We start from the raw sequence: 21164 nt of genomic DNA, 5'->3' as shown, positions 1-21164 counted from the left end.
GACTGAGAGCGAACGTTCATTCTCATAAGAGCCATTATAAGCATGCCTCAGGGGAACGCGTAAGGAGTTTTTCTCTGCCATAAAGTTGATTAATCTACCTTTATGTTCCAGGCTTATGCAGATATGGAAAATAAATGAGGAAAAAAATCATGAAGAAGATAACAGGATTTATTGGTGCTGCTGTGGCTCTGGCCGTTTTATCCGGCTGTACAGCCTATGATCGCGCGGAAAGCTACGTGACTAAACCGGTTGTACAGGATGTGAAAAAGGGCATGACCCGCCAGCAGGTTCGTGATATCGCTGGCCCACCTTCTACTGAAATTACCATGGTCCACGCCCGCGGAACCTGCCAGACCTACGTTCTGGGAGAGCGTGATGGTAAACAGCAGACTTACTTCGTAAGCTATGGTGATACCGGCCGTGTGATGAACTACGGCTTCCAGAGCTGTAAAGAGTACGATACCGATCCACAGGCCGCACAGTAATTTTTCATTGCAGTGCTTAAAGAAAAACGGTCACCCAGGTGACCGTTTTTTTATGCTCATCTACAGCCCTGGCGGGCGCGGCACTTCGAGATAGCGGCCGTCAATGTCACGACGGTAGTAGTGGCCGTCCTGTACGTAGAATCGCTCGCCGTTGTAGTCCAGCGCGCGCATGTCACCGCTGACGCGCTCTAGCGATGGCTGAACCACAACATAAGTATTGTCGTTCTGGCGCTGATAGTAGTTCCCGTTCAGCGCGTAATAGGTCAGGCCGCCGATAATCACCGCCGCCGCCGCATCCGGCAGGAAAGAGAGCCGTCCCGGACTGTGGTCCCATCCATGTCCCCAACCTGGTCCCGGCCCTGGCCCCCAGCCACCTGGATGGGCGGAAACCAGCGCGGGTGATAACAACGTTAAGGCGAACAGAGTGCTTATCACCTTTTTCATACAGTTTCTCCTGGTTCTGACTGAGGCTAACATTACTCCGGGCCGGTCAAAACACAAGGGGCAAAAGCCCCCTGTTGTCCGTTGCTTACAGTGCTTAACGATTTCTTAACCCAGACTGCACTATCCCTCTCAGATCCGGCTTATTACAGACAAAAACTTAAGCAGGTACGCTTAGCGCTTTCTGGCTGCGGGACCAGATGCGATGTGCGGTCATTGATGCGAGGAACTCGCTCATCAGTACGCCCTCCGCCTTACTGTCTTCCACAATGCCTTCTTCCTGCTCGCTGTCACCTAACCCGAACTGGGATTTGAAACGGCGGGCATCGCCACTCAGGCCAATCACCTTCAGGTGTTTGTAGGCCTCAAGCAGGAAGTAACGGGCATCGCCGCTGAGCAGCAGGGCATCAATATTGCCATCAGGCACGATAACCGCATCAAAGGTCAGCGACGGCAGGCCGCTGAAGGTGGCATCGATCGGCAGGTGCGATCCGTCATCGGCACGAACCTGGCCCATATGGGGAGCCAGCAGTTTGGCATGCACGCCCTGTGCCTTAAGCTCCTGCAGGATGGCCAGAACGTCAGTCGCCACCACGCCATCGCTGACCAGCAGCGCCACCTGGCGGCCTTTAATCGAGCCACTCGGCACGGCATACAGACTCAGGCTGGCATCTTTCTTCAGGCCATTCACATCTTTCGGTGGCGCGATATGCATCTTCTCGTCGGAGAGGGCAATACCCAAATTTTCCGCCACGCCATTAGCCAGGGATACGTCAATATGCAGCAGATGATCCACCACGCGCTCGCGGATATAGGCGCGGGCGACCTTGCTCAACTCAAAGGAGAACGCATCCACAATGTGCTGCTGTTCTACCGGCGTCTGGCTGTTCCAGAACAGGCGCGGCTGGGAATAATACTCACCGAACGACGGGCTGCGATCGCGCACCTTATGACCTTCGATTCGCTCCTGATAGCTTTCAAAACCACCACGATGGGGAGACGGTGGCGTTTCGCGCGGCCAGTTATCATTGATGGAATTTGGCTCGTAGTTGGCCGGATTGGTATCAATGTCCATCCGGTGCATCCCCTGGCGCTGGAAGTTGTGATACGGGCAGACAGGCCGGTTGATCGGGATTTCATGGAAGTTCGGCCCGCCCAGTCGGCTGATCTGCGTATCGGTATAGGAGAATAACCGGCCCTGCAGTAGCGGATCGTTAGTGAAATCCATGCCGGGCACGATATGGCCGGGATGGAAAGCAACCTGTTCAGTTTCAGCAAAGAAGTTGTCCGGGTTGCGGTTCAGCACCATTTTGCCGATCAGCTCGACCGGGACCAGCTCTTCCGGGATCAGCTTGGTGGCATCCAGCAAATCGAAGTCGAATTTGAATTCGTCCTCTTCCGGGATCAGCTGCACGCCCAGTTCATACTCCGGGAAGTCTCCGGCTTCAATCGCTTCCCACAGGTCACGACGGTGGAAGTCAGGATCGCGGCCGGTGAGTTTTTGCGCCTCGTCCCAGAGCAGGGAAGCTTTTCCGGCAACGGGCTTCCAGTGAAAGCGCACAAAGGTGGCTTTGCCTTCAGCATTGATAAAGCGGAAGGTGTGGATGCCAAAGCCTTCCATAGTGCGGTAGCTGCGGGGAATACCGCGGTCGGACATCGCCCAAATTACGTTGTGCAGCGTTTCCGGCTGCAGGGAGACGTAATCCCAGAAAGTGTCGTGCGCGCTCTGTCCCTGAGGGATTTCATTGTGCGGTTCAGGTTTAACCGCATGAACAAAGTCCGGGAATTTATGCGCATCCTGAATGAAGAACACCGGAGTGTTGTTGCCCACCAGGTCAAACACACCTTCTTCGGTGTAGAACTTGGTCGCCCAGCCACGGATATCACGCACGGTATCGGCCGAGCCAGCGCCACCCTGCACGGTGGAGAAACGCACAAAAACTGGCGTCAGTTGCCCGGGATCGCGCAGGAAGTCAGCTTTGGTGACGTCACTCATATCGCGGTACGGCTGGAAGTAGCCGTGTGCGGCGGATCCACGTGCGTGGACGATACGCTCAGGGATTCGTTCATGGTCGAAATGGGTGATTTTTTCGCGCAGGATAAAATCTTCCAGCAGCGTCGGCCCACGGGTACCGGCTCTCAGTGAATTCTGATCGTCGGCAATGCGTGTGCCCTGATTAGTAGTCAGGGGGAAATTTTCACTGCCTTTGCGGAACGTTCCCAGCGCGTCAATTTTGGCGTTGCGGGTATCGGGAGCTTTCAGGCTGCCAGGCGCAGTTGGCTGTTTGCCGGGCGGCGTTGGCTCCGCCGCAGGTTTGTGCGATCCATCTGCTGGTGCCAGAGAATCCATGCCCGGCTTTGCCGAGTCTGGTCCGGTTAATGGGGCGTTATGGCTTATTTCCTTGTTATCAGTTTCTTTCGACATGCTCACGGCTCCTGTTATTGTCGTTACAGACATCAGTAACTATAGAACAATAAAAAAAAAGGCTGGCACCAGGTCAGCCCTCAGGGAAAAGTCGCGAGTCAGTTAGCGGTGCGCTAACTCCACGTCATTTTCCACTTCGCTGTTCATCAGCGACTTATCGGTCTGCTTCAGCCACTGGCTGGTCAGCGTACCGGCGGTCATCGAACCGTTAACGTTCAGCGCGGTACGGCCCATGTCGATCAGCGGTTCAATCGAGATCAGCAGCGCCACCAGCGTGACCGGCAGGCCCATGGTCGGCAGGACTATCAGCGCAGCGAAGGTCGCACCGCCGCCCACACCGGCCACACCGGCAGAGCTCAGCGTGACAATCCCCACCAGCGTGGCAATCCACATTGGGTCAAAGGGGTTAATACCCACGGTTGGCGCAACCATCACCGCCAGCATGGTCGGATAGAGACCGGCACAACCGTTCTGACCGATGGTGGCACCGAAGGAAGCCGAAAAGCTGGCGATGGATTCCGGGATGCCGAGACGACGGGTCTGTGCCTCAACGCTCAGCGGGATGGTCGCGGCACTGGAGCGGCTGGTGAAGGCAAAAGTGATCACCGGCCACACTTTCTGGAAGAAGCGCTTAGGGTTCACGCCGTTGACCGACAGCAGCAGGGCGTGCACGGCAAACATCATCGCCAGGCCCAGATACGAAGCCACTACAAAGCCACCGAGCTTGATGATGTCATTCACGTTGGAGCTGGCCACCACTTTGGTCATCAGCGCCAGCACGCCGTACGGCGTCAGCTTCATGATCAGGCGAACCAGTTTCATTATCCATGCCTGCAGCACATCAATGGCAGCCAGCACCCGTTCCCCTTTTGGTTTGTCATCCCTCAGCAGGTGCACGGCAGCAACGCCCAGGAAGGCGGCAAAAATCACCACGCTGATAATAGAAGTCGGGCTGGCACCGGTCAGGTCAGCAAACGGGTTCTTCGGTACAAACGACAGCAGCAGCTGTGACGTGGTCAGGTCGGCTACTTTGCCGACGTAGTTTGACTGAAGTGCGGCCAGGCGGGCCGTTTCCTGCGCACCCTGCACCAGACCGTTAGCATTCAGGCCAAACAGCCAGGTGACGAATACACCAACCAGCGCGGCAATGGCCGTGGTAAACAGCAGTACGCTAATGGTCAGCACGCTGATTTTTCCCAGCGATGAGGCGTTATGCAGACGAGCCACGGCGCTGAGGATTGAGACGAACACCAGCGGCATCACAATCATCTGCAGCAGTTGGACGTAGCCGTTGCCGACGATATTGAACCACGAGATGGATTCTTTCAGCACCGCGCTGTCGGAACCGAAGATGGCATGCAGGCTCAGCCCGAACAGAACGCCGATCACCAGACCGACCAGAACACGTTTAGACAGGCTCCAGCTGACACTGCCGGTTTTAGCAAGGATCGCCAACAGGACGATAAAAGCCGCCACGTTAGCTATTAATGGAAGGTTCATCCCCAGATCTCCAGTGGTGACGGGGTTTGTCCTCACCCCGTAAAATGACAGATAATTTTCAGCGCGCAACAAGTGCACCAATGTGCGAATGGTATCAGTTGAGTGAAGTGCAGCTATATATCCAAAAAGAATGGGTTATAACTATTTGGTTTTAATGGCCTATTTAATGCGCTATTTGGTGATTTATAAAGCGATTCATGCTGTTTTGTACCGAATTAACCATCTGTGCAGGCCAGCCGCTGGCACCGAATGGAGGCATTCCCTGCGGGAACCACATGGCATAGCCGACCAGTGCCAGGCATAACACCCGTTCCAGCTGGTTACCTTTCTGGCTGTGAAGCAGCGGCAGGCGGAAGCGCCACCGGCATGGCCACAACAGGGGAACGCCAGCCGGGGTCAGCATATCGGCCGCGATATGGCTGAGGTAGCCCAGCACCAGGCCCTGAAAAGCATCGGCGGGGATCACCCATTCAGAGGGAATTTTAAGCTGGAACAGCACCACTCCGCCGATCACCGCCAGCAGACTGTGGGTAAAGCCACGGTGACCAAAGGCCCGGGCGATGGGTTGTGACAGCCATTTCAGGCGCTGGCCGAGGGTGGATTTGGGGTGATCGATATCTGGCAGCAGGCAGGTCAGCAGGGCCGCAGGCACAATATGCCACCAGTCACCACTGGTCAGCTCGGGCGTCAGTTCGGCCCGTTTGGCAAAAATTGCACTGGCAATGGCAAAAATAACGTGGCCTTCGGCCGTCATGGAAAACACCTGGCTGCAGAACTGTCGATTCATCCAGTATAGGGGATATATACAGTGGAATAAATATGTGACGCTGTAACGAAAGATAAATAGTTAGCGCAGGCTGTCGAACGAAATGGCGGACAGCTTATATTCTGCCCGCAGAGAGGTTATTTGTCGTGCAGGGCGGCTGATGTCAGGTCATTCAGCGAGGAAAGTTGCACGTCGGCCAGCGCCCAGCGCGGGTCTGCAGCGAGTTCAGCGGCTGGCACCACAATAGATCGCATACGCGCTGCTTTGGTGGCAATCATGCCATTAAAGGAGTCTTCCAGCGTCACGCAGTTCAACGGGTCAACGCCCAGTCGTGCGGCAGCATCCAGGTAAACTTGCGGATGAGGCTTGCTGTAAGGCAGCGCTTCAGCGGAAACCAGCACTTCAAAGTAGCCGCGCAGGTCGAACATCTCCAGCACTCGTTCGAGCATATGCAAGGGAGAAGCAGAGGCAAGACCGATTTTCAGTCCCTCGGCTTTACACAGGCGCAGTGCCTGTTCGACGCCCGGTAATAAAGGACGGGTTTCCTCAACCAGATTCAGGGAACGGGCAATGATTCGCCGGGTGACTTCCTGCTGGTCCGGGCCACTCCACGGCAGCGTTTCATACCACATGCGGACCACCTGATCGATGCGCAGGCCGAGCGTATCAGGCAGCTCGCTGCGCCTGGAGAGATCGATATCCAGCGTACCAAAAATATCCATCTCAGCACGTTCCCACAGCGGTTCGGAATCAATCAGTAAACCATCCATATCAAAAATTGCAGCCAGCACAGGGCGTGAGTAAGACATAATTCGGCTCCGTTAAAATTTGCACACACCTTAGCATGAAGCTTTCGCCGACAACATCCGGAGATTTACATGGTTAAAGCGCCATTTATGGCGACAGGGTCACTTTTTTCAGGCACATTTTTCACCCTGCGGGTAAACTTACAGCTTCACACTATAAGGATTGAGAAAGCATGACTTATCAACAGGCTGGACGGGTCGCGATACTCAAGCGGGTCGCTGGCTGGATTATTTTTATTCCGGCGCTGATTTCAACACTGATTTCGCTGATGGGATTCCTGGAAAAAAGCCGCGAGAAGCGGGAAGGGATCAATGCTGTGATGCAGGATTTCTCCCACGTTATGATTGATATGGTCCGTTTTAACACCGGCTTCCTGAACTCATTCTGGAACAATTCGCCGGTGCCGGACTTTAATCATGGCGGAAACGTCTCTTTCTGGATTATCTACGTGCTGATCTTCGTGGGTCTGGCGTTGCAGGCTTCGGGGGCCAGAATGTGGCGTCAGTCACGCCATATTAAGGAAGGGATTGAGGATCAGATGATCCTTGAGAATGCCAGGGAAACAGAAGGGCGCAGCCGCCAGCAGCTGGAAGAGAAAATTGTGGTGCCACGTCACACTATTTTCCTGCAGTTCTTCCCGCTCTATATCCTGCCGATAGTGATTGCCGTGGCGGGCTACTTCATGCTTAAGCTGTTAGGCTTTATCTACTGAATCTGCGGCATGAGACGCACTCAGGCCGGGCGGGCATGCTGTTTGCCCAGCTCATCTTCGTCCAGCAGGGCACCCACCGCCCGCTGGGCTTCTCCCAGCCAGTGACCGCCAAACACGTTAGCCCGGTTCAGCAGATAGTAGAGCTGGTAAACCGGCTGGCGCAGCAGATAATCGGCGGGCAGTGGCCAGACCGACTCATAGCCTTCAAAAATCTCTTTTGGCAGCTCTGCAAACCAGCCCAGCATCGCCAGGTCACATTCCCGATCTCCCCAGTAACAGGCCGGGTCGAAAATCCACGGCCCGTTGGCGCTGGCACCGCAGTTAGCCGGCCAGAGATCGCCATGCAGTAGAGAAGGTTGAGGATGGTGGGAGCCAAGAACATCCTGAGCGCAGCGGGTGATCAGCTCAATGTCGCCATACTGGATGCCTTTCTCCGCAGCCAGTTGCAGCTGCCAGCCAATGCGTTGCTCGGCAAAAAAGACCGACCAGCGACGGAGCCAGCTGTTGGGCTGGGGGGAAGTAGTGATGTTGTTATCATAATCGAGGCCGAACTGCGGCTGTTCGCTCCACTGATGAAGGCGCGCCAGTTGCTCACCGAGCTGAAAAGCGCTTTGTGGATCGAGAGGTTGCAGCGGAATATATTCCAGCAGCAGAAAGCTGACCTCGCGGTCGCTGCCCACGCCATACACCTCAGGCACGCGAACCGTTTCGCTGCGGGCCAGCAACTGTAACTGATCGGCTTCCCAGGTAAACAGGTCCAGCATTTCGCGGTTGTTGCATTTCACGAACACTTCGCGGTCGCCGTAGCGGATCCGCCATGCAGGGTGGACATCGCCGCCCGGTAACTCGGTACGCTGACTGATTTCAGCTACACCTAACTGCTCACTCAACAGACGACCAATGGCTGACCACATAGGGGTTTCCTCTTTTCGCTGTGTCTTGCAGGACAGGGTGATACTACCGCTTAAAGAATACTTAAAATCAGGGGTTGCGTACAGGGTTGCGCATCATTTACATAAACTTAGTTTTTGGTTTCCTGCTTAAACTCATCCCAGCTTTGCACTTCAACTTCCGGTTTTACGCCCAGAACCATTTCTCCTATACTTTCGGCCTGCTCGCGTATTTTCTCTTTTTCCTGTGCGCTGACGATGCCAAAACTATTGGTTCCTAACTCGTGGGGATGTCCCTCTTTATCGCTTAACGCAGTCAGAAATCCTCCTGCGGTCAGCGCACTGTTCAGCTCCAGAATATCGCTCAGTCCCTCTTCCTGATAGCGGAAGGTCACCACATATTGCGTCACGCCTGCGGTACTCATAATTCACCTCATTGTTAATCTTGACTTTTCAGCATAGTCCATGAAAGGGCATTGCCATGGGTAAAATGTCATTAACGCCATTTTTACATCGGTAATTAACACCATGAGACGTTCAGACATGTTTTGAAACGTATCAGGGCAGCTCTCGGGAGCTTTCTTATTTACAGCCCACTGCAAATCTCGCTATTAACCTTTATAATGCGCGTCTTTAATGGGAATGCTCTCATTAAGAGGGGGCATAATGGCAGGACGCCTGGCAATTAGAGCGATTTAACAAAATGTTACGATTCTTACCGTAAAATGCGTTGCGAGTCCTCTAAAACTCTTCAGACTCACTCATTTAAACTGTCGTACGGGTCACAATTAATGAAAGCGCTTAACAAGCTGTCTGTCGTACTTTTACTCTCCGGTGGCGCAATCTGCCATCAGGCACTGGCGGATAACAACGTCTTTACGGTCATGGATGATCCCTCCACGGCGAAGAAAAATTTTGAAGGTAATGCCGCTGCCGGTTATCTGGCACAAACCGGGAATACCACCAGTTCTTCACTGACGGCCAATACCAATATGACCTGGTATCAGCCTTCGACCGCCTACAGCTTGTGGGGTAACGCCAGCAACACCTCGTCCAATGACGAACGTTCTTCGGAAACTTATCAGCTCGGTGCCCGTTCCCGTTATAACCTCAACACGGCTGACTACCTGTTTGGTCAGACCAGCTGGCTGAGCGATCGTTTTAACGGTTATGATGGACGTACCTTCCTGGCCGCTGGTTACGGTCGTCAGATCCTTAACGGCCCGGTGCATTCACTGCGTGTGGAAGCGGGTCCTGGCGTACGTTACGACGATTACCACGACGGTGGACATGACACCACTGCTCTGGCTTATGGTGCGCTGAGCTATCAGTGGCAACTGACCGATACCACTAAGTTCATTCAGGGTGTGTCAGTGTTGGGCAGCGATGACACCACGGTGAACTCCGAAACCGGTCTGCAGGTTGCTATTAACAATCACTTTGCGCTGAAGCTGGCTTATAACGTCACCTGGAACCAGAATCCGCCGTCCTCTGCGCCCGACCGGACCGACACCAAAACGACTATTCAGCTCTCTTACGCGATGTAAGACTGCTTGACGGGCCGGGATCCTCCGGCCTGTTTTCTGCGCTCCATTCAAAAACTCTCCCTGTTCATTCTTTGACGTACCGTCTGTAGCGTGTAAGATGTTTGTCCTTCAGGATTTTTTAGGCCCTGGCTGATCTCTGATGATGTGTACCTGGCCTGGTACCAAACCGACAACTGTGAGTGGGTTTCAAGTACCAATGGCCTGACGTATAAAATAAAACCCAATTTTGTATGTAACCTTTCGTGTGGGTTACCACTGCAACTAAGGATGTAACATGCCGGTAATTACTCTTCCTGACGGAAGTCAGCGTACTTTCGACCACGCAGTCAGCGTGATGGATATTGCTCAGGACATTGGTCCGGGGCTGGCAAAAGCCTGTATTGCAGGCCGCGTTAATGGCGAGCTGGTGGATGCGGTTGATCCGATCACCTCCGATGCTAATGTTGCCATCATCACCGCCAAAGACGAAGCAGGTCTGGAAATCATTCGCCACTCTTGTGCTCACCTGTTGGGTCATGCGATCAAACAGCTGTGGCCAGATACAAAAATGGCGATCGGTCCGGTTATTGATAACGGCTTCTACTATGACGTGGACATCGACCGTACCCTGACGCAGGAAGACATCGAGCAGCTGGAAAAACGGATGCACCAGCTGGCCGAAACGAATTATGACGTTATCAAGAAGAAAGTCAGCTGGCAGGAAGCGCGTGATGCGTTTGCCGCCCGTGGCGAAACTTACAAGATGACCATTCTTGATGAAAACATCAGCCATGACGACCGTCCTGGCCTGTATCATCACGAAGAATATGTCGATATGTGCCGTGGACCGCACGTGCCGAACATGCGCTTCTGCCACCATTTCAAGCTGCAGAAAATTTCTGGTGCTTACTGGCGTGGCGACAGCAACAATAAAATGTTGCAGCGTATTTACGGTACAGCCTGGGCTGATAAAAAACAGCTGGCGGCTTACCTGCTGCGTCTGGAAGAAGCAGCCAGGCGCGATCACCGTAAAATCGGTAAGCAGCTTGACCTGTATCATATGCAGGAAGAAGCGCCGGGTATGGTGTTCTGGCACAACGACGGCTGGACAATTTTCCGCGAGCTGGAAGTGTTTGTCCGCAGCAAACTGACTGAGTATGACTATCAGGAAGTGAAGGGTCCATTAATGATGGACCGTGTGCTGTGGGAAAAAACCGGCCACTGGGAAAACTATAAAGAAGCCATGTTCACCACCTCTTCGGAGAACCGTGAATATTGCATCAAGCCAATGAACTGCCCCGGACACGTGCAGATTTTCAATCAGGGGCTAAAATCATACCGCGACCTGCCACTGCGCATGGCCGAGTTTGGTAGCTGCCACCGTAACGAACCGTCAGGTGCGCTGCATGGCCTGATGCGCGTGCGTGGCTTCACCCAGGATGACGCCCACATCTTCTGTACAGAAGAGCAGGTGCGCGCTGAAGTGAACAGCTGTATCCGTATGGTTTATGACATGTACAGCACCTTCGGTTTTGAAAAAATCGTGGTGAAACTGTCTACCCGTCCGGCTAAGCGTATCGGTACCGATGAGATGTGGGACCGTGCCGAGGCCGATCTGGCTGCCGCGCTGAAAGAGAACGACATCCCGTTTGACTATCAGCCGGGTGAGGGCGCTTTCTACGGGCCGAAAATTGAATTTACCCTGCATGACTGCCTGGATCGCGCATGGCAGTGTGGCACCGTGCAGCTCGACTTCTCTCTGCCGGGTCGCCTGAGTGCTTCGTATATTGGAGAAAATAATGAGCGTCAGGTGCCGGTAATGATTCACCGCGCGATCCTGGGGTCAGTAGAGCGCTTTATCGGTATTCTTACCGAAGAGTACGCCGGTTTCTTCCCAACCTGGCTTGCTCCGGTACAAGTTGTGGTGATGAATATCACCGATGGCCAGTCCGAATATGTTGCAGAATTGACCCGAAAACTTCAGAATGCGGGCATTCGTGTAAAAGCGGACTTGAGAAACGAGAAGATTGGCTTTAAAATCCGCGAGCACACTTTACGTCGTGTCCCTTATATGTTGGTCTGTGGTGATAAAGAGGTGGAAGCAGGCAAAGTTGCCGTTCGCACCCGCCGTGGTAAAGACCTGGGCAGCATGGACGTAAACGAAGTGATCGCGAAACTGCAGGATGAAATACGCAGTCGCAATCTTCATCAATTGGAGGAATAAGGTATTAAAGGCGGAAAACGAGTTCAACCGGCGCGTCCTAATCGCATTAACAGAGAAATCCGCGCCACAGAAGTACGACTGACTGGCGTCGATGGCGAGCAGATTGGTATTGTCAGTCTGAATGAGGCTTTGGAAAAAGCTGAGGAAGCAGGCGTTGATTTAGTTGAAATCAGCCCTAACGCCGAGCCGCCCGTTTGCCGTATCATGGATTACGGCAAGTTCCTCTATGAGAAAAGCAAATCTTCTAAAGAACAGAAGAAAAAGCAAAAAGTTATCCAGGTTAAGGAAATTAAATTCCGTCCTGGTACCGATGATGGCGACTACCAGGTAAAACTACGCAACCTGGTTCGCTTTCTGGAAGAGGGTGATAAAGCTAAAATCACGCTGCGGTTCCGCGGTCGTGAAATGGCGCACCAGCAGATCGGTATGGAAGTGCTTAACCGCGTCCGTAAAGATCTGTGTGAAGACATGGATCTGGCGGTTGTCGAATCCTTCCCTTCGAAGATCGAAGGTCGTCAGATGATCATGGTGCTCGCTCCGAAGAAGAAACAGTAGGCCATAAAGTAATAAGAACCGCTGCGGCTCCGGTCGCAGTGTTTTTTATTCGCCTGTCTGATTCATTTTATTAACAATGCGAAGTGGATGTTTTTAAATGCCAAAGATTAAAACTGTACGTGGCGCGGCCAAGCGCTTCAAGAAGACTGCCTCTGGCGGCTTCAAGCGTAAACACGCGAACCTGCGTCATATTCTGACCAAAAAATCTACTAAGCGTAAGCGTCACCTGCGCCCGAAAGGCATGGTGTCCAAAGGCGATCTGGGTCTGGTTATTGCCTGCCTGCCGTACGCATAAGTCATTTTTTTTAAACAGAATATTAAACAGGAGAGCTAAATGGCTCGTGTAAAACGTGGTGTAGTTGCTCGCGCACGTCACAAAAAAATCTTAAAACAAGCTAAAGGCTATTACGGTGCACGTTCACGTGTATACCGCGTTGCCTTCCAGGCTGTTATCAAAGCTGGTCAGTATGCTTACCGTGACCGTCGTCAGCGTAAGCGTCAGTTCCGTCAGCTGTGGATCGCGCGTATCAACGCAGCGGCACGCACTAACGGTATTTCTTACAGCCGTTTCATCAATGGCCTGAAAAAGGCTTCGATTGAAATTGACCGTAAGATCCTGGCTGACATCGCTGTATTCGACAAAGTGGCATTCACTGCCCTGGTCGAAAAAGCGAAATCGGCTCTGGCGTAAGTCAGGTAAAAGAGGGAGCTTGCTCCCTCTTTTATTTTTTGTAACTATTGCAAAACATTGACATTTCTGTCCCCGACCGTTAAAACAGGCACGACAGATAATGAATTTCACGTCAGCCTTAAGGTAATGCCTGCATGAACGCGATTTTTCGTTTCTTTTTTTACTTTAGCACCTGAACACCGGGAGGCTTGCGCTAAGAAAAGAAACGAAAAATCGCGCTGAAAGCCTCCCTGGTGGAGGCTTTTTTGTTTTATGCGTGTCAGATCCAGGGCGAAATCGTCCCCATAATAAAACAGACCGGCCACGTCGGCTGGAAGAAGAGGAAAGCATGTCACATCTCGCAGAACTGGTGGCGAACGCGAAAGCGGCCATTATTGATGCACACGATGTTGCCGCGTTAGACACGGTGCGCGTTGAATATCTCGGAAAGAAAGGCCATCTGACTTTGCAGATGACCACGCTGCGTGAACTGCCTGCGGAAGACCGTCCGGCGGCTGGTGCGGTGATCAATGAAGCGAAGCAGCAGGTGCAGGAAGCGCTGAACGAGCGCAAGAACGACCTGGAATCCGCCGCCCTCAACGCTCGCCTGGCGGAAGAGACCATTGATGTCTCGCTGCCCGGCCGTCGTATCGAGAACGGTGGCCTGCATCCGGTCACCCGTACTATCGATCGTATCGAAACTTTCTTTGGTGAGCTGGGCTTTGCCGTGGCGACCGGCCCGGAGATTGAAGATGACTACCATAACTTTGATGCGCTGAATATTCCGGGTCACCATCCGGCACGTGCCGACCACGATACTTTCTGGTTCGATGCCACCCGTCTGCTGCGTACTCAGACCTCCGGTGTGCAGATCCGCACGATGAAAAACCAGCAGCCGCCAATCCGGATTATCGCGCCTGGCCGCGTCTACCGTAATGACTACGATCAGACCCACACCCCAATGTTCCATCAGATGGAAGGGCTAATCGTTGATAAGAACATCAGCTTTACCAACCTGAAGGGCACGCTGCACGATTTCCTGAATAACTTCTTTGAAGAGGATCTGCAGGTTCGTTTTCGTCCCTCCTACTTCCCGTTCACCGAACCGTCCGCCGAAGTGGATGTGATGGGTAAAAACGGCAAGTGGCTGGAAGTGCTGGGCTGCGGCATGGTGCACCCGAACGTGCTGCGCAATGTTGGCATCGATCCGGAAGTGTACTCCGGCTTTGCCTTCGGCATGGGCATGGAGCGTCTGACCATGTTGCGCTATGGCGTGACCGATCTGCGCGCCTTCTTCGAAAATGATTTACGTTTCCTCAAACAGTTTAAATAAGGGCGGGTAACAGCAATGAAATTCAGCGAACTCTGGCTACGTGAGTGGGTTAACCCGGCCATCGATAGCGCAGCCCTGTCCGAACAAATCACTATGGCTGGCCTGGAAGTTGACGGCGTTGATGCCGTTGCCGGTCCTTTTCACGGTGTGGTAGTGGGTGAAGTGGTGGAGTGCGGCCAACATCCGAATGCCGACAAATTGCGCGTAACCAAAATTAACGTTGGCGGCGACCGCCTGCTGGACATCGTCTGCGGCGCACCAAACTGCCGTCAGGGCCTGAAAGTGGCCGTGGCTACCGTGGGCGCAGTACTGCCGGGTGATTTCAAAATCAAAGCGGCTAAACTGCGCGGCGAGCCTTCAGAAGGTATGCTGTGCTCCTTCTCCGAGCTGGGTATTTCCGACGATCATAACGGCATCATCGAGCTGCCGCTGGATGCGCCGGTGGGTACCGACATCCGCGATTTTCTGCAGCTGGATGACAGCACCATCGAAATCAGCGTCACACCAAACCGTGCTGACTGTCTGGGGATCATTGGCGTGGCCCGTGATGTGGCCGTGCTGAATAAAATGGCGCTGGTCGAACCGGAAATCACTCCAGTTGCAGCAACTATTCAGGATACTTTCCCTATCCGTGTGGATGCGGTGGACGCCTGTCCGCGTTACCTCGGCCGTGTGGTGAAGGGGATCAACGTTAAGGCGGCTACTCCACTGTGGATGAAAGAGAAGCTTCGCCGCTGTGGCATTCGCTCAATCGACCCGGTTGTTGATATCACCAACTTCGTGCTGCTTGAGCTGGGTCAGCCGATGCACGCCTTCGATCTCGATCGCATCGATGGCGGCATTGTTGTGCGTATGGCAGAAGAGGGCGAAACCCTGACGCTGCTGGATGGTTCTGAAGCTAAGCTGAATGCCGATACCTTAGTGATTGCCGATCACCATAAAGCGCTGGCAATGGGCGGTATCTTCGGTGGTGAGCACTCCGGTGTTAACGAAGAAACGGCCAACGTGCTGTTTGAGTGTGCCTTCTTCAGCCCGCTGTCGATTACTGGTCGCGCACGTCGTCATGGCCTGCACACAGACGCTTCTCACCGTTACGAGCGTGGTGTTGACCCACAACTGCAGTTTAAAGCGATTGAGCGCGCCACGCGCCTGCTACTGGATATCTGTGGCGGTGAAGCAGGCCCGATCATTGATGTGACCAACGAAGCGACCCTGCCAAAGCGTGCCACCATCAAGCTGCGCCGTGAGAAACTGGATCGCCTGATTGGGCATGTGATTGCCGACCGTGATGTCAGCGACATTCTGCGCCGTCTGGGCTGTGAAGTGACCGAAGGCGATGGATTCTGGCAGGCGACCGCGCCAGGCTGGCGTTTCGATATTTCAATTGAAGAAGATCTGGTGGAAGAGGTGGCCCGCGTCTATGGCTACAACAACATCCCTGACGTGCCCGTACAGGCCGGTCTGGTGATGACTGCCCACCGTGAAGCCAACCTTTCCCTGAAGCGTGTAAAAGCGATGCTGGTGGACAAAGGTTACCAGGAAGCGATCACTTACAGCTTTGTCGATCCGAAAATTCAGTCGCTGCTGCACCCGGGCGAAGAGAACCTCGTGTTGCCAAGCCCGATTTCGGTGGAAATGTCTGCAATGCGCCTTTCGCTGTGGACCGGGCTGCTTTCTGCGGTGGTATATAACCAGAATCGCCAGCAGAGCCGTGTTCGTCTGTTTGAGAGTGGATTGCGCTTTGTGCCTGATACTCAGGTAAACTTGGGCATCCGTCAGGATGTTATGCTGGCTGGCGTAATCAGCGGAACCCGCTACGAAGAGCATTGGGATCTGGCGCATCAGGCAGTTGACTTCTATGATTTAAAAGGTGATTTGGAGTCCGTCCTCGATTTGACCGGCAAATTGTCTGACATTCAATTCCGCGCAGAGGCCAATCCGGCTCTTCACCCGGGACAGAGTGCCGCAATTTATTTACAGGATAATCGTATCGGTTTCATCGGTGTTGTACATCCGGAACTTGAGCGGAAACTGGATCTTAACGGCCGTACTGTGGTGTTCGAACTGGAGTGGGACAAGGTGTCAGACCGCGTCCTGCCTGACGCGAGCGAGATTTCCCGATTCCCGGCAAACCGCCGTGATATCGCTGTTGTGGTGGCTGAAAACGTCCCGGCAGCAGATATCATCGCAGAGTGTAAGAAAGTTGGCGTAAATCAGGTAGTTGGCGTAAACTTGTTTGATGTGTACCGCGGTAAGGGTGTAAATGAAGGTTTTAAGAGCCTCGCTATCAGCCTGATTTTGCAAGATACCGACCGGACACTCGAAGAAGAGGAGATTGCTGCAACCGTCGCCAAATGTGTTGCGGCATTAGAAGAGCGATTCCAGGCAACCTTGAGGGATTGAACCTATGGCGCTTACAAAAGCTGAAATGTCTGAATATCTGTTTGAGAAGCTGGGGCTTAGCAAACGGGATGCCAAAGAGCTGGTAGAGCTGTTTTTCGAAGAGGTACGCCGCGCTTTGGAAAATGGTGAACAGGTCAAACTGTCAGGATTTGGCAACTTCGACCTTCGCGACAAAAATCAACGTCCGGGGCGTAATCCCAAAACCGGTGAAGACATTCCGATTACGGCGCGCCGAGTGGTGACTTTCCGGCCTGGGCAGAAGCTCAAAAGCCGGGTTGAGAATGCCACGCCGAAAGAAGACTGATTTCTGCTATCTAAAAAGGCCGCTTTTGCGGCCTTTTTCATTGGCGGCTATCGACCCGAATCTGCCCTGGTTCAGGGCAGATTCGGCCATTATTTATCGATTACCAAGAAAACTCACGCATGACTCTGCTTTCCCGACAGAAGGAACTGGCCCGCCGGCACCAGCGACGCTGGCTGATCGGCCTGATCATCTTTAGCCTGCTGATAGGGATTATCAGCCTTTGTGCGGGCGATTGCTGGTTGTCGCCTGCTGTCTGGTTCACGCCTGACGGGGAGCTGTTTGTCTGGCAGCTGCGCCTGCCGCGCACGCTGGCCGTGCTGCTGGTGGGCGCGTCTCTGGCCGTTGCCGGAGCGGTGATGCAGGCACTGTTTGAGAATCCACTGGCAGAGCCAGGCCTGCTTGGCGTGTCGAACGGCGCGGGTGTGGGGCTGGTGCTGAGTATTTTTGCCGGAGCAGAAGCGTTGTGGCAGCTAAGCTTGTGTGCCATTGCTGGTGCGTTGCTGATCACCGTGATCCTGCTGCGTTTTTCACAGAAATACCTCTCCAACAGCCGGTTACTGCTGGCCGGGGTGGCGCTGGGCATCATCTGCAGTGCGATCATGACCTGGGCTGTCTATTTCAGCTCCAGTCTCGATTTGCGTCAGCTGATGTACTGGATGATGGGAGGATTCAGCGGTATCGACTGGCGGCATGGCTGGTTGATGCTGGCGCTTTTACCGGCGCTGTTGTGGCTCTGCTCACGCTGGCGGGTGCTTAACCTGATTGCGCTGGGCGAAGTGTCCGCCCGCCAGTTGGGCCTGCCACTGATCCTCTGGCGCAATTTGCTGGTGCTGGCGATTGGCTGGCTGACCGGCGTCAGCGTGGCGCTGGCAGGCGCGATTGGCTTTATCGGGCTGGTCATACCGCATATCCTGCGTCTTAATGGCCTCAGCGATCATCGTATGCTGTTGCCTGCCTGTGCACTGGCGGGCGGTGGCGTGTTACTGGCTGCGGATATTGTCGCCCGGGTGGCGATGACTTCAGCAGAATTACCCATCGGGGTGGTGACGGCAACGTTAGGTGCCCCGGTCTTTATCTGGTTACTCTTACGCAACCGGCCTTAAACGCCGGTCGGCAAATTCTCTCTACTGAAACAGGAAAAACCAATGAGTATTTTCGACACAGAACTGGTTACGCTGGATAATGAACACACCACGCTTGCGAAGTGGAAAGGAGAGGTGTTGCTGGTGGTGAACGTGGCCTCTAAATGCGGCCTGACCCCGCAGTACGAGCAGCTGGAAAAATTACAGAAGAACCTGCACGGACAGGGATTCTCTGTTCTGGGCTTCCCGTGCAATGCCTTCCTGGGTCAGGAGCCGGGCAGTGAAGAAGAGATCAAAACCTTCTGCAGCACCACTTACGGTGTGACTTTCCCGATGTTCAGCAAAATGGAAGTCAACGGCCCGCAGCGCCATCCGCTGTATAAACAGCTGGTGGCGGCACAGCCTGAAGCCATTGCCCCGCAGGACAGCGGTTTTCTCGAACGGATGGTCAGCAAAGGGCGTGCACCCAAGGAGCCTGGCGATATCCTGTGGAATTTCGAAAAATTCCTGATTGGTCGTGACGGCACGGTTTTACAGCGTTTCTCGCCGGATATGGAGCCTGAAAACCCGTTGATCGTCGACAGTATTAAACAGGCGCTGGCAAAATAGATGCTGTTGCAGTGTGAAGGTGTTGCGGTTGCACGACGCCTTGCTCCTTTCAGCGCCTCAGCGAAGCAGGGTGAACTGATCCACCTGCTGGGGCCCAATGGCGCAGGCAAAAGTTCGCTGCTCACCTGTCTTTCCGGACTGCTGCCGGCACAGGGGCAAATTTTGTTTAACGGCAGGCCGCTGGCAGAGTGGTCCGGCACTGAGCTGGCCTGCCATCGGGCCTGGCTTGCTCAGCAGCAGCAGCCAGTGGGTAATATGCCGGTCTGGCACTATCTGAGCCTGCACCTGACTGGCATCACACCGGCCGATGAGCAGACCGTTATGGCCATCTGTGACACCCTCCAGCTGACAGATAAACTCATCCGTCCTCTCCGCCAGCTTTCCGGTGGCGAGTGGCAGCGGGTGCGGCTGGCGGCGGTGTTCGGCCAGATGGCTCAGCCAGAAGGACAACTGCTCCTGCTGGATGAGCCACTGAGCGGGCTGGACCTCGCTCAGCAGGCCGCGTTTGATCTCTATCTGCAGAGCAGAGTAGCGGCGGGGCTGACGGTGATCATGAGCGGCCACGACATCAACCACAGCCTGCATAATGCGCAGCGCGTATGGCTGCTGAAAAACGGCGAACTGGTGCAGCAGGGGAGTGCCAGTGAGGTGCTTCAGCCGGAAATACTGAGCGCAACCTATGGCGTCTCTTTCAGAAGGCTGGCCGTTGAAGGTCACGAAATGCTGACCACATTCCTCTGAGGATATTGCCTGTCAGCCTGTTTTCCAGGTAGAGTAGTCTTCTCTTCTGAAGGATCTCCTTTATGCGCTACTGGCTTCTGCTGATCATTGTTATTCTTGCGGGTTGCAGCAGCCATGCGCCGCCGCCAAATGGACGCCTTTCCGATTCTATTACCGTGATTGCCCAACTTAATGAACAGCTCAGCCAGTGGCGTGGCACACCTTACCGCTACGGGGGCATGAGCCGGGGTGGGATTGACTGTTCCGGCTTCGTTTATATGACCTTCCGCGACCGCTTCGATTTGCAACTGCCCAGAACCACGGTGGCGCAGACCGATATCGGTACCCGCATCAGCAAGGATGATCTGTTACCTGGCGACCTGGTTTTCTTCAAAACCGGAGGGGGAGATAATGGGCTGCACGTGGGTATCTACGATACCGATAACCAGTTTATTCATGCTTCTACCAGCCAGGGGGTTATTCGCTCATCTTTAAATAACATTTACTGGAAAAAAGTTTTCTGGCAGGCAAGACGCATTTAATTTCGACTTATTTATAGTCTGCTAAGCATTTGGGAAAATGCTCATTTATTCGGCATTTGATTTATGGGATGATAATAAGCAATAACCACGTTTCTCCTGCATAATTGAACCAATTGCCCTTAAGGGTGTTTCCGGAAACAACCTTATGTCAGATTTTTGTAAAGGGTGATTAAAGTAAATGTATGAATGGCTCTGAATCGCTAGTTTGTGATTTAATCGTTAAGCATCTTTCATGTGGGAGTTGTGGTAGCTTAGCGTTTTAGTCAGGGTTTTTCGCCCTGTTTCTGCATTCTGACGACAATTGAAATTTATAATGGCACTGATTGGGCCATGACAATGTCGATTCAGGCTGCGCGAATTGCCACTTCATCACGGCTGAAATAAAAATGAAAATCCATCTGGAAGCGGATTATAAGAGTTACACAGCATTCTACCCGGTCTACAGCTTCGACGGTCAATTGATCTCGGTCGAGCTGCTGACACATTTCTCGCACAGTACCGCAAACGTGGCGATCCCTCAGCATATTCTGCTGCCCCAGCTTACTACCGATCAGCGAATCACCCTGTTGCAAACGCAAATCAACAGCATTGAAAAACACCATGACTTCTTTCGTCAGCAGGGCGTTAAAGTTGCCCTGAAAATAGACGATATCCTTGCGAAAGCGATCCTGGAAAGTGAATTTCTGGCCCGTAAACTGGATGCGCTGGAATGGCTGGAACTGGAAATTAACGAAAGTTTCCCTGACCTGAAATTGGGAAAAGACAATCCCAGCCTGATGGCTCTGAGTCAGCGCTTCGACTTAAGTCTGGAAAATTACGGTGCCGGTAAGGCGCCTTCAAAAGCCGTATATGACGATCTGTTTTCCAGGATCAAACTGGACAAAGGCTTTATTCAACATAATATCAATCGCCTCTCCTTCAGGCCATTCATTAGTACAGTTCTGGATCACATTAAACCTCATTGCCAGCAGGTTATCGTGCAGGGAATTGATGATTTACCCGGGCTGGAAAAAATCAGCCATTACGATTTTGACGGTATTCAGAGTTCTCTTTTCTCTCCGGTGGGAGAAGATGCGCTTTCATCTTTGATTGATCCCCCTAAAGAGTTGGTAGGCGACCCGCACTAATACCCCCTTAATGAGTCCGTGTTTACCTCCTCTCAGGAGGTTT

Annotated in this window: 22 protein-coding genes, 1 pseudogene and 1 other annotated feature; of the genes and pseudogenes, 16 read left to right on the top strand and 7 right to left on the bottom strand. The window is 53.4% G+C overall.

The genetic code is table 11. The features are described from left to right. Positions 1-149: 149 nt before the first annotated feature. The gene (gene osmE / locus AC3Y5R_RS13010) at positions 150-485 is read left to right on the top strand and encodes an osmotically-inducible lipoprotein OsmE (protein ID WP_158782900.1); all 336 of its coding nucleotides are present in this window, start codon (positions 150-152) and stop codon (positions 483-485) included. Positions 486-545: 60 nt separating this feature from the next. On the opposite strand, the gene AC3Y5R_RS13005 is transcribed toward osmE, so the two are convergent. The 5 genes from AC3Y5R_RS13005 to hxpB form a co-directional block, all read right to left on the bottom strand. Further along, positions 546-929, bottom strand: coding sequence for a DUF6515 family protein (locus tag AC3Y5R_RS13005; protein ID WP_489921683.1), 384 nt, complete (start codon positions 927-929; stop codon positions 546-548). A gap of 157 nt (positions 930-1086) precedes the next feature. Continuing rightward, positions 1087-3351, bottom strand: coding sequence for a catalase HPII (gene katE / locus AC3Y5R_RS13000; protein ID WP_489921682.1), 2265 nt, complete (start codon positions 3349-3351; stop codon positions 1087-1089). Between the two features lie 102 nt (positions 3352-3453). Continuing rightward, positions 3454-4851 (bottom strand): L-cystine transporter, encoded by a 1398-nt coding sequence (locus AC3Y5R_RS12995; RefSeq protein ID WP_489921681.1) that lies wholly within the window; start codon positions 4849-4851, stop codon positions 3454-3456. A gap of 163 nt (positions 4852-5014) precedes the next feature. Next, positions 5015-5605: a metal-dependent hydrolase gene (locus AC3Y5R_RS12990; RefSeq protein ID WP_489921680.1), complete on the bottom strand. Its 591-nt coding sequence runs from the start codon at positions 5603-5605 to the stop codon at positions 5015-5017. A gap of 149 nt (positions 5606-5754) precedes the next feature. After that, positions 5755-6426, bottom strand: a complete 672-nt coding sequence (gene hxpB / locus AC3Y5R_RS12985) for a hexitol phosphatase HxpB (protein ID WP_489921679.1) — start codon at positions 6424-6426, stop codon at positions 5755-5757. A gap of 170 nt (positions 6427-6596) precedes the next feature. On the opposite strand from hxpB, the gene AC3Y5R_RS12980 reads away from it, so the two are divergent. Then, positions 6597-7136: a YniB family protein gene (locus AC3Y5R_RS12980; RefSeq protein WP_489921678.1), complete on the top strand. Its 540-nt coding sequence runs from the start codon at positions 6597-6599 to the stop codon at positions 7134-7136. Between the two features lie 20 nt (positions 7137-7156). Here the strand turns inward: AC3Y5R_RS12980 and AC3Y5R_RS12975 are convergent, their stop codons facing one another. After that, a complete protein-coding gene (locus AC3Y5R_RS12975) occupies positions 7157-8050 on the bottom strand; it encodes a fructosamine kinase family protein (RefSeq protein WP_489921677.1) in 894 nt (297 codons plus the stop codon). Positions 8051-8157: 107 nt separating this feature from the next. Beyond that, positions 8158-8451: a type V toxin-antitoxin system endoribonuclease antitoxin GhoS gene (gene ghoS, locus AC3Y5R_RS12970; RefSeq protein ID WP_489921676.1), complete on the bottom strand. Its 294-nt coding sequence runs from the start codon at positions 8449-8451 to the stop codon at positions 8158-8160. Positions 8452-8817: 366 nt separating this feature from the next. Between ghoS and AC3Y5R_RS12965 the strand changes: the two genes are divergently transcribed. The 14 genes and pseudogenes from AC3Y5R_RS12965 to AC3Y5R_RS12900 all read left to right on the top strand — a co-directional run bounded on the left by AC3Y5R_RS12965 (position 8818) and on the right by AC3Y5R_RS12900 (position 21121). Further along, a complete protein-coding gene (locus AC3Y5R_RS12965; protein ID WP_158782909.1) occupies positions 8818-9573 on the top strand; it encodes a DUF481 domain-containing protein in 756 nt (251 codons plus the stop codon). Positions 9574-9847: 274 nt separating this feature from the next. Continuing rightward, positions 9848-11776, top strand: a complete 1929-nt coding sequence (thrS, locus tag AC3Y5R_RS12960; protein WP_489921675.1) for a threonine--tRNA ligase — start codon at positions 9848-9850, stop codon at positions 11774-11776. A gap of 3 nt (positions 11777-11779) precedes the next feature. Next, on the top strand, positions 11780-12331 hold the full coding sequence (infC, locus tag AC3Y5R_RS12955) for a translation initiation factor IF-3 (protein ID WP_158785302.1): 552 nt from the start codon (positions 11780-11782) through the stop codon (positions 12329-12331). 97 nt (positions 12332-12428) lie between these two features. Further along, the gene (rpmI, locus tag AC3Y5R_RS12950) at positions 12429-12626 is read left to right on the top strand and encodes a 50S ribosomal protein L35 (RefSeq protein WP_004157374.1); all 198 of its coding nucleotides are present in this window, start codon (positions 12429-12431) and stop codon (positions 12624-12626) included. A 39-nt stretch (positions 12627-12665) separates the two neighbouring features. After that, positions 12666-13022 (top strand): 50S ribosomal protein L20, encoded by a 357-nt coding sequence (rplT, locus tag AC3Y5R_RS12945; protein ID WP_016169860.1) that lies wholly within the window; start codon positions 12666-12668, stop codon positions 13020-13022. 125 nt (positions 13023-13147) lie between these two features. After that, positions 13148-13272: a sequence feature (Phe leader region), on the top strand. After that, positions 13157-13198, top strand: a pseudogene (gene pheM / locus AC3Y5R_RS12940) (pheST operon leader peptide PheM). Its footprint overlaps the feature before it by 42 nt. 78 nt (positions 13273-13350) lie before the next feature. Beyond that, positions 13351-14334 carry a phenylalanine--tRNA ligase subunit alpha gene (gene pheS / locus AC3Y5R_RS12935; protein WP_489921674.1) on the top strand — a complete coding sequence of 328 codons (984 nt, stop codon included), beginning with the start codon at positions 13351-13353 and terminating at the stop codon, positions 14332-14334. 15 nt (positions 14335-14349) lie between these two features. After that, on the top strand, positions 14350-16737 hold the full coding sequence (gene pheT / locus AC3Y5R_RS12930) for a phenylalanine--tRNA ligase subunit beta (RefSeq protein ID WP_489921673.1): 2388 nt from the start codon (positions 14350-14352) through the stop codon (positions 16735-16737). Positions 16738-16741: 4 nt separating this feature from the next. Next, complete coding sequence (gene ihfA, locus AC3Y5R_RS12925) at positions 16742-17041, top strand: integration host factor subunit alpha (protein ID WP_004157378.1); 300 nt, start codon at positions 16742-16744, stop codon at positions 17039-17041. A gap of 119 nt (positions 17042-17160) precedes the next feature. Beyond that, on the top strand, positions 17161-18144 hold the full coding sequence (gene btuC / locus AC3Y5R_RS12920; RefSeq protein WP_489921672.1) for a vitamin B12 ABC transporter permease BtuC: 984 nt from the start codon (positions 17161-17163) through the stop codon (positions 18142-18144). 42 nt (positions 18145-18186) lie between these two features. After that, the gene (locus AC3Y5R_RS12915) at positions 18187-18732 is read left to right on the top strand and encodes a glutathione peroxidase (protein ID WP_489921671.1); all 546 of its coding nucleotides are present in this window, start codon (positions 18187-18189) and stop codon (positions 18730-18732) included. Further along, positions 18733-19473 (top strand): vitamin B12 ABC transporter ATP-binding protein BtuD, encoded by a 741-nt coding sequence (gene btuD / locus AC3Y5R_RS12910; protein ID WP_489921670.1) that lies wholly within the window; start codon positions 18733-18735, stop codon positions 19471-19473. A 62-nt stretch (positions 19474-19535) separates the two neighbouring features. After that, positions 19536-19994, top strand: coding sequence for a C40 family peptidase (locus AC3Y5R_RS12905; protein ID WP_489921669.1), 459 nt, complete (start codon positions 19536-19538; stop codon positions 19992-19994). Positions 19995-20380: 386 nt separating this feature from the next. After that, positions 20381-21121, top strand: coding sequence for an EAL domain-containing protein (locus tag AC3Y5R_RS12900; protein WP_489921668.1), 741 nt, complete (start codon positions 20381-20383; stop codon positions 21119-21121). The last annotated feature ends 43 nt before the right edge of the window (positions 21122-21164 follow it).

It is taken from the genome of Erwinia sp. 009765445 (assembly GCF_058137865.1).
This window is presented reverse-complemented; position numbering and strand designations above follow the sequence as displayed.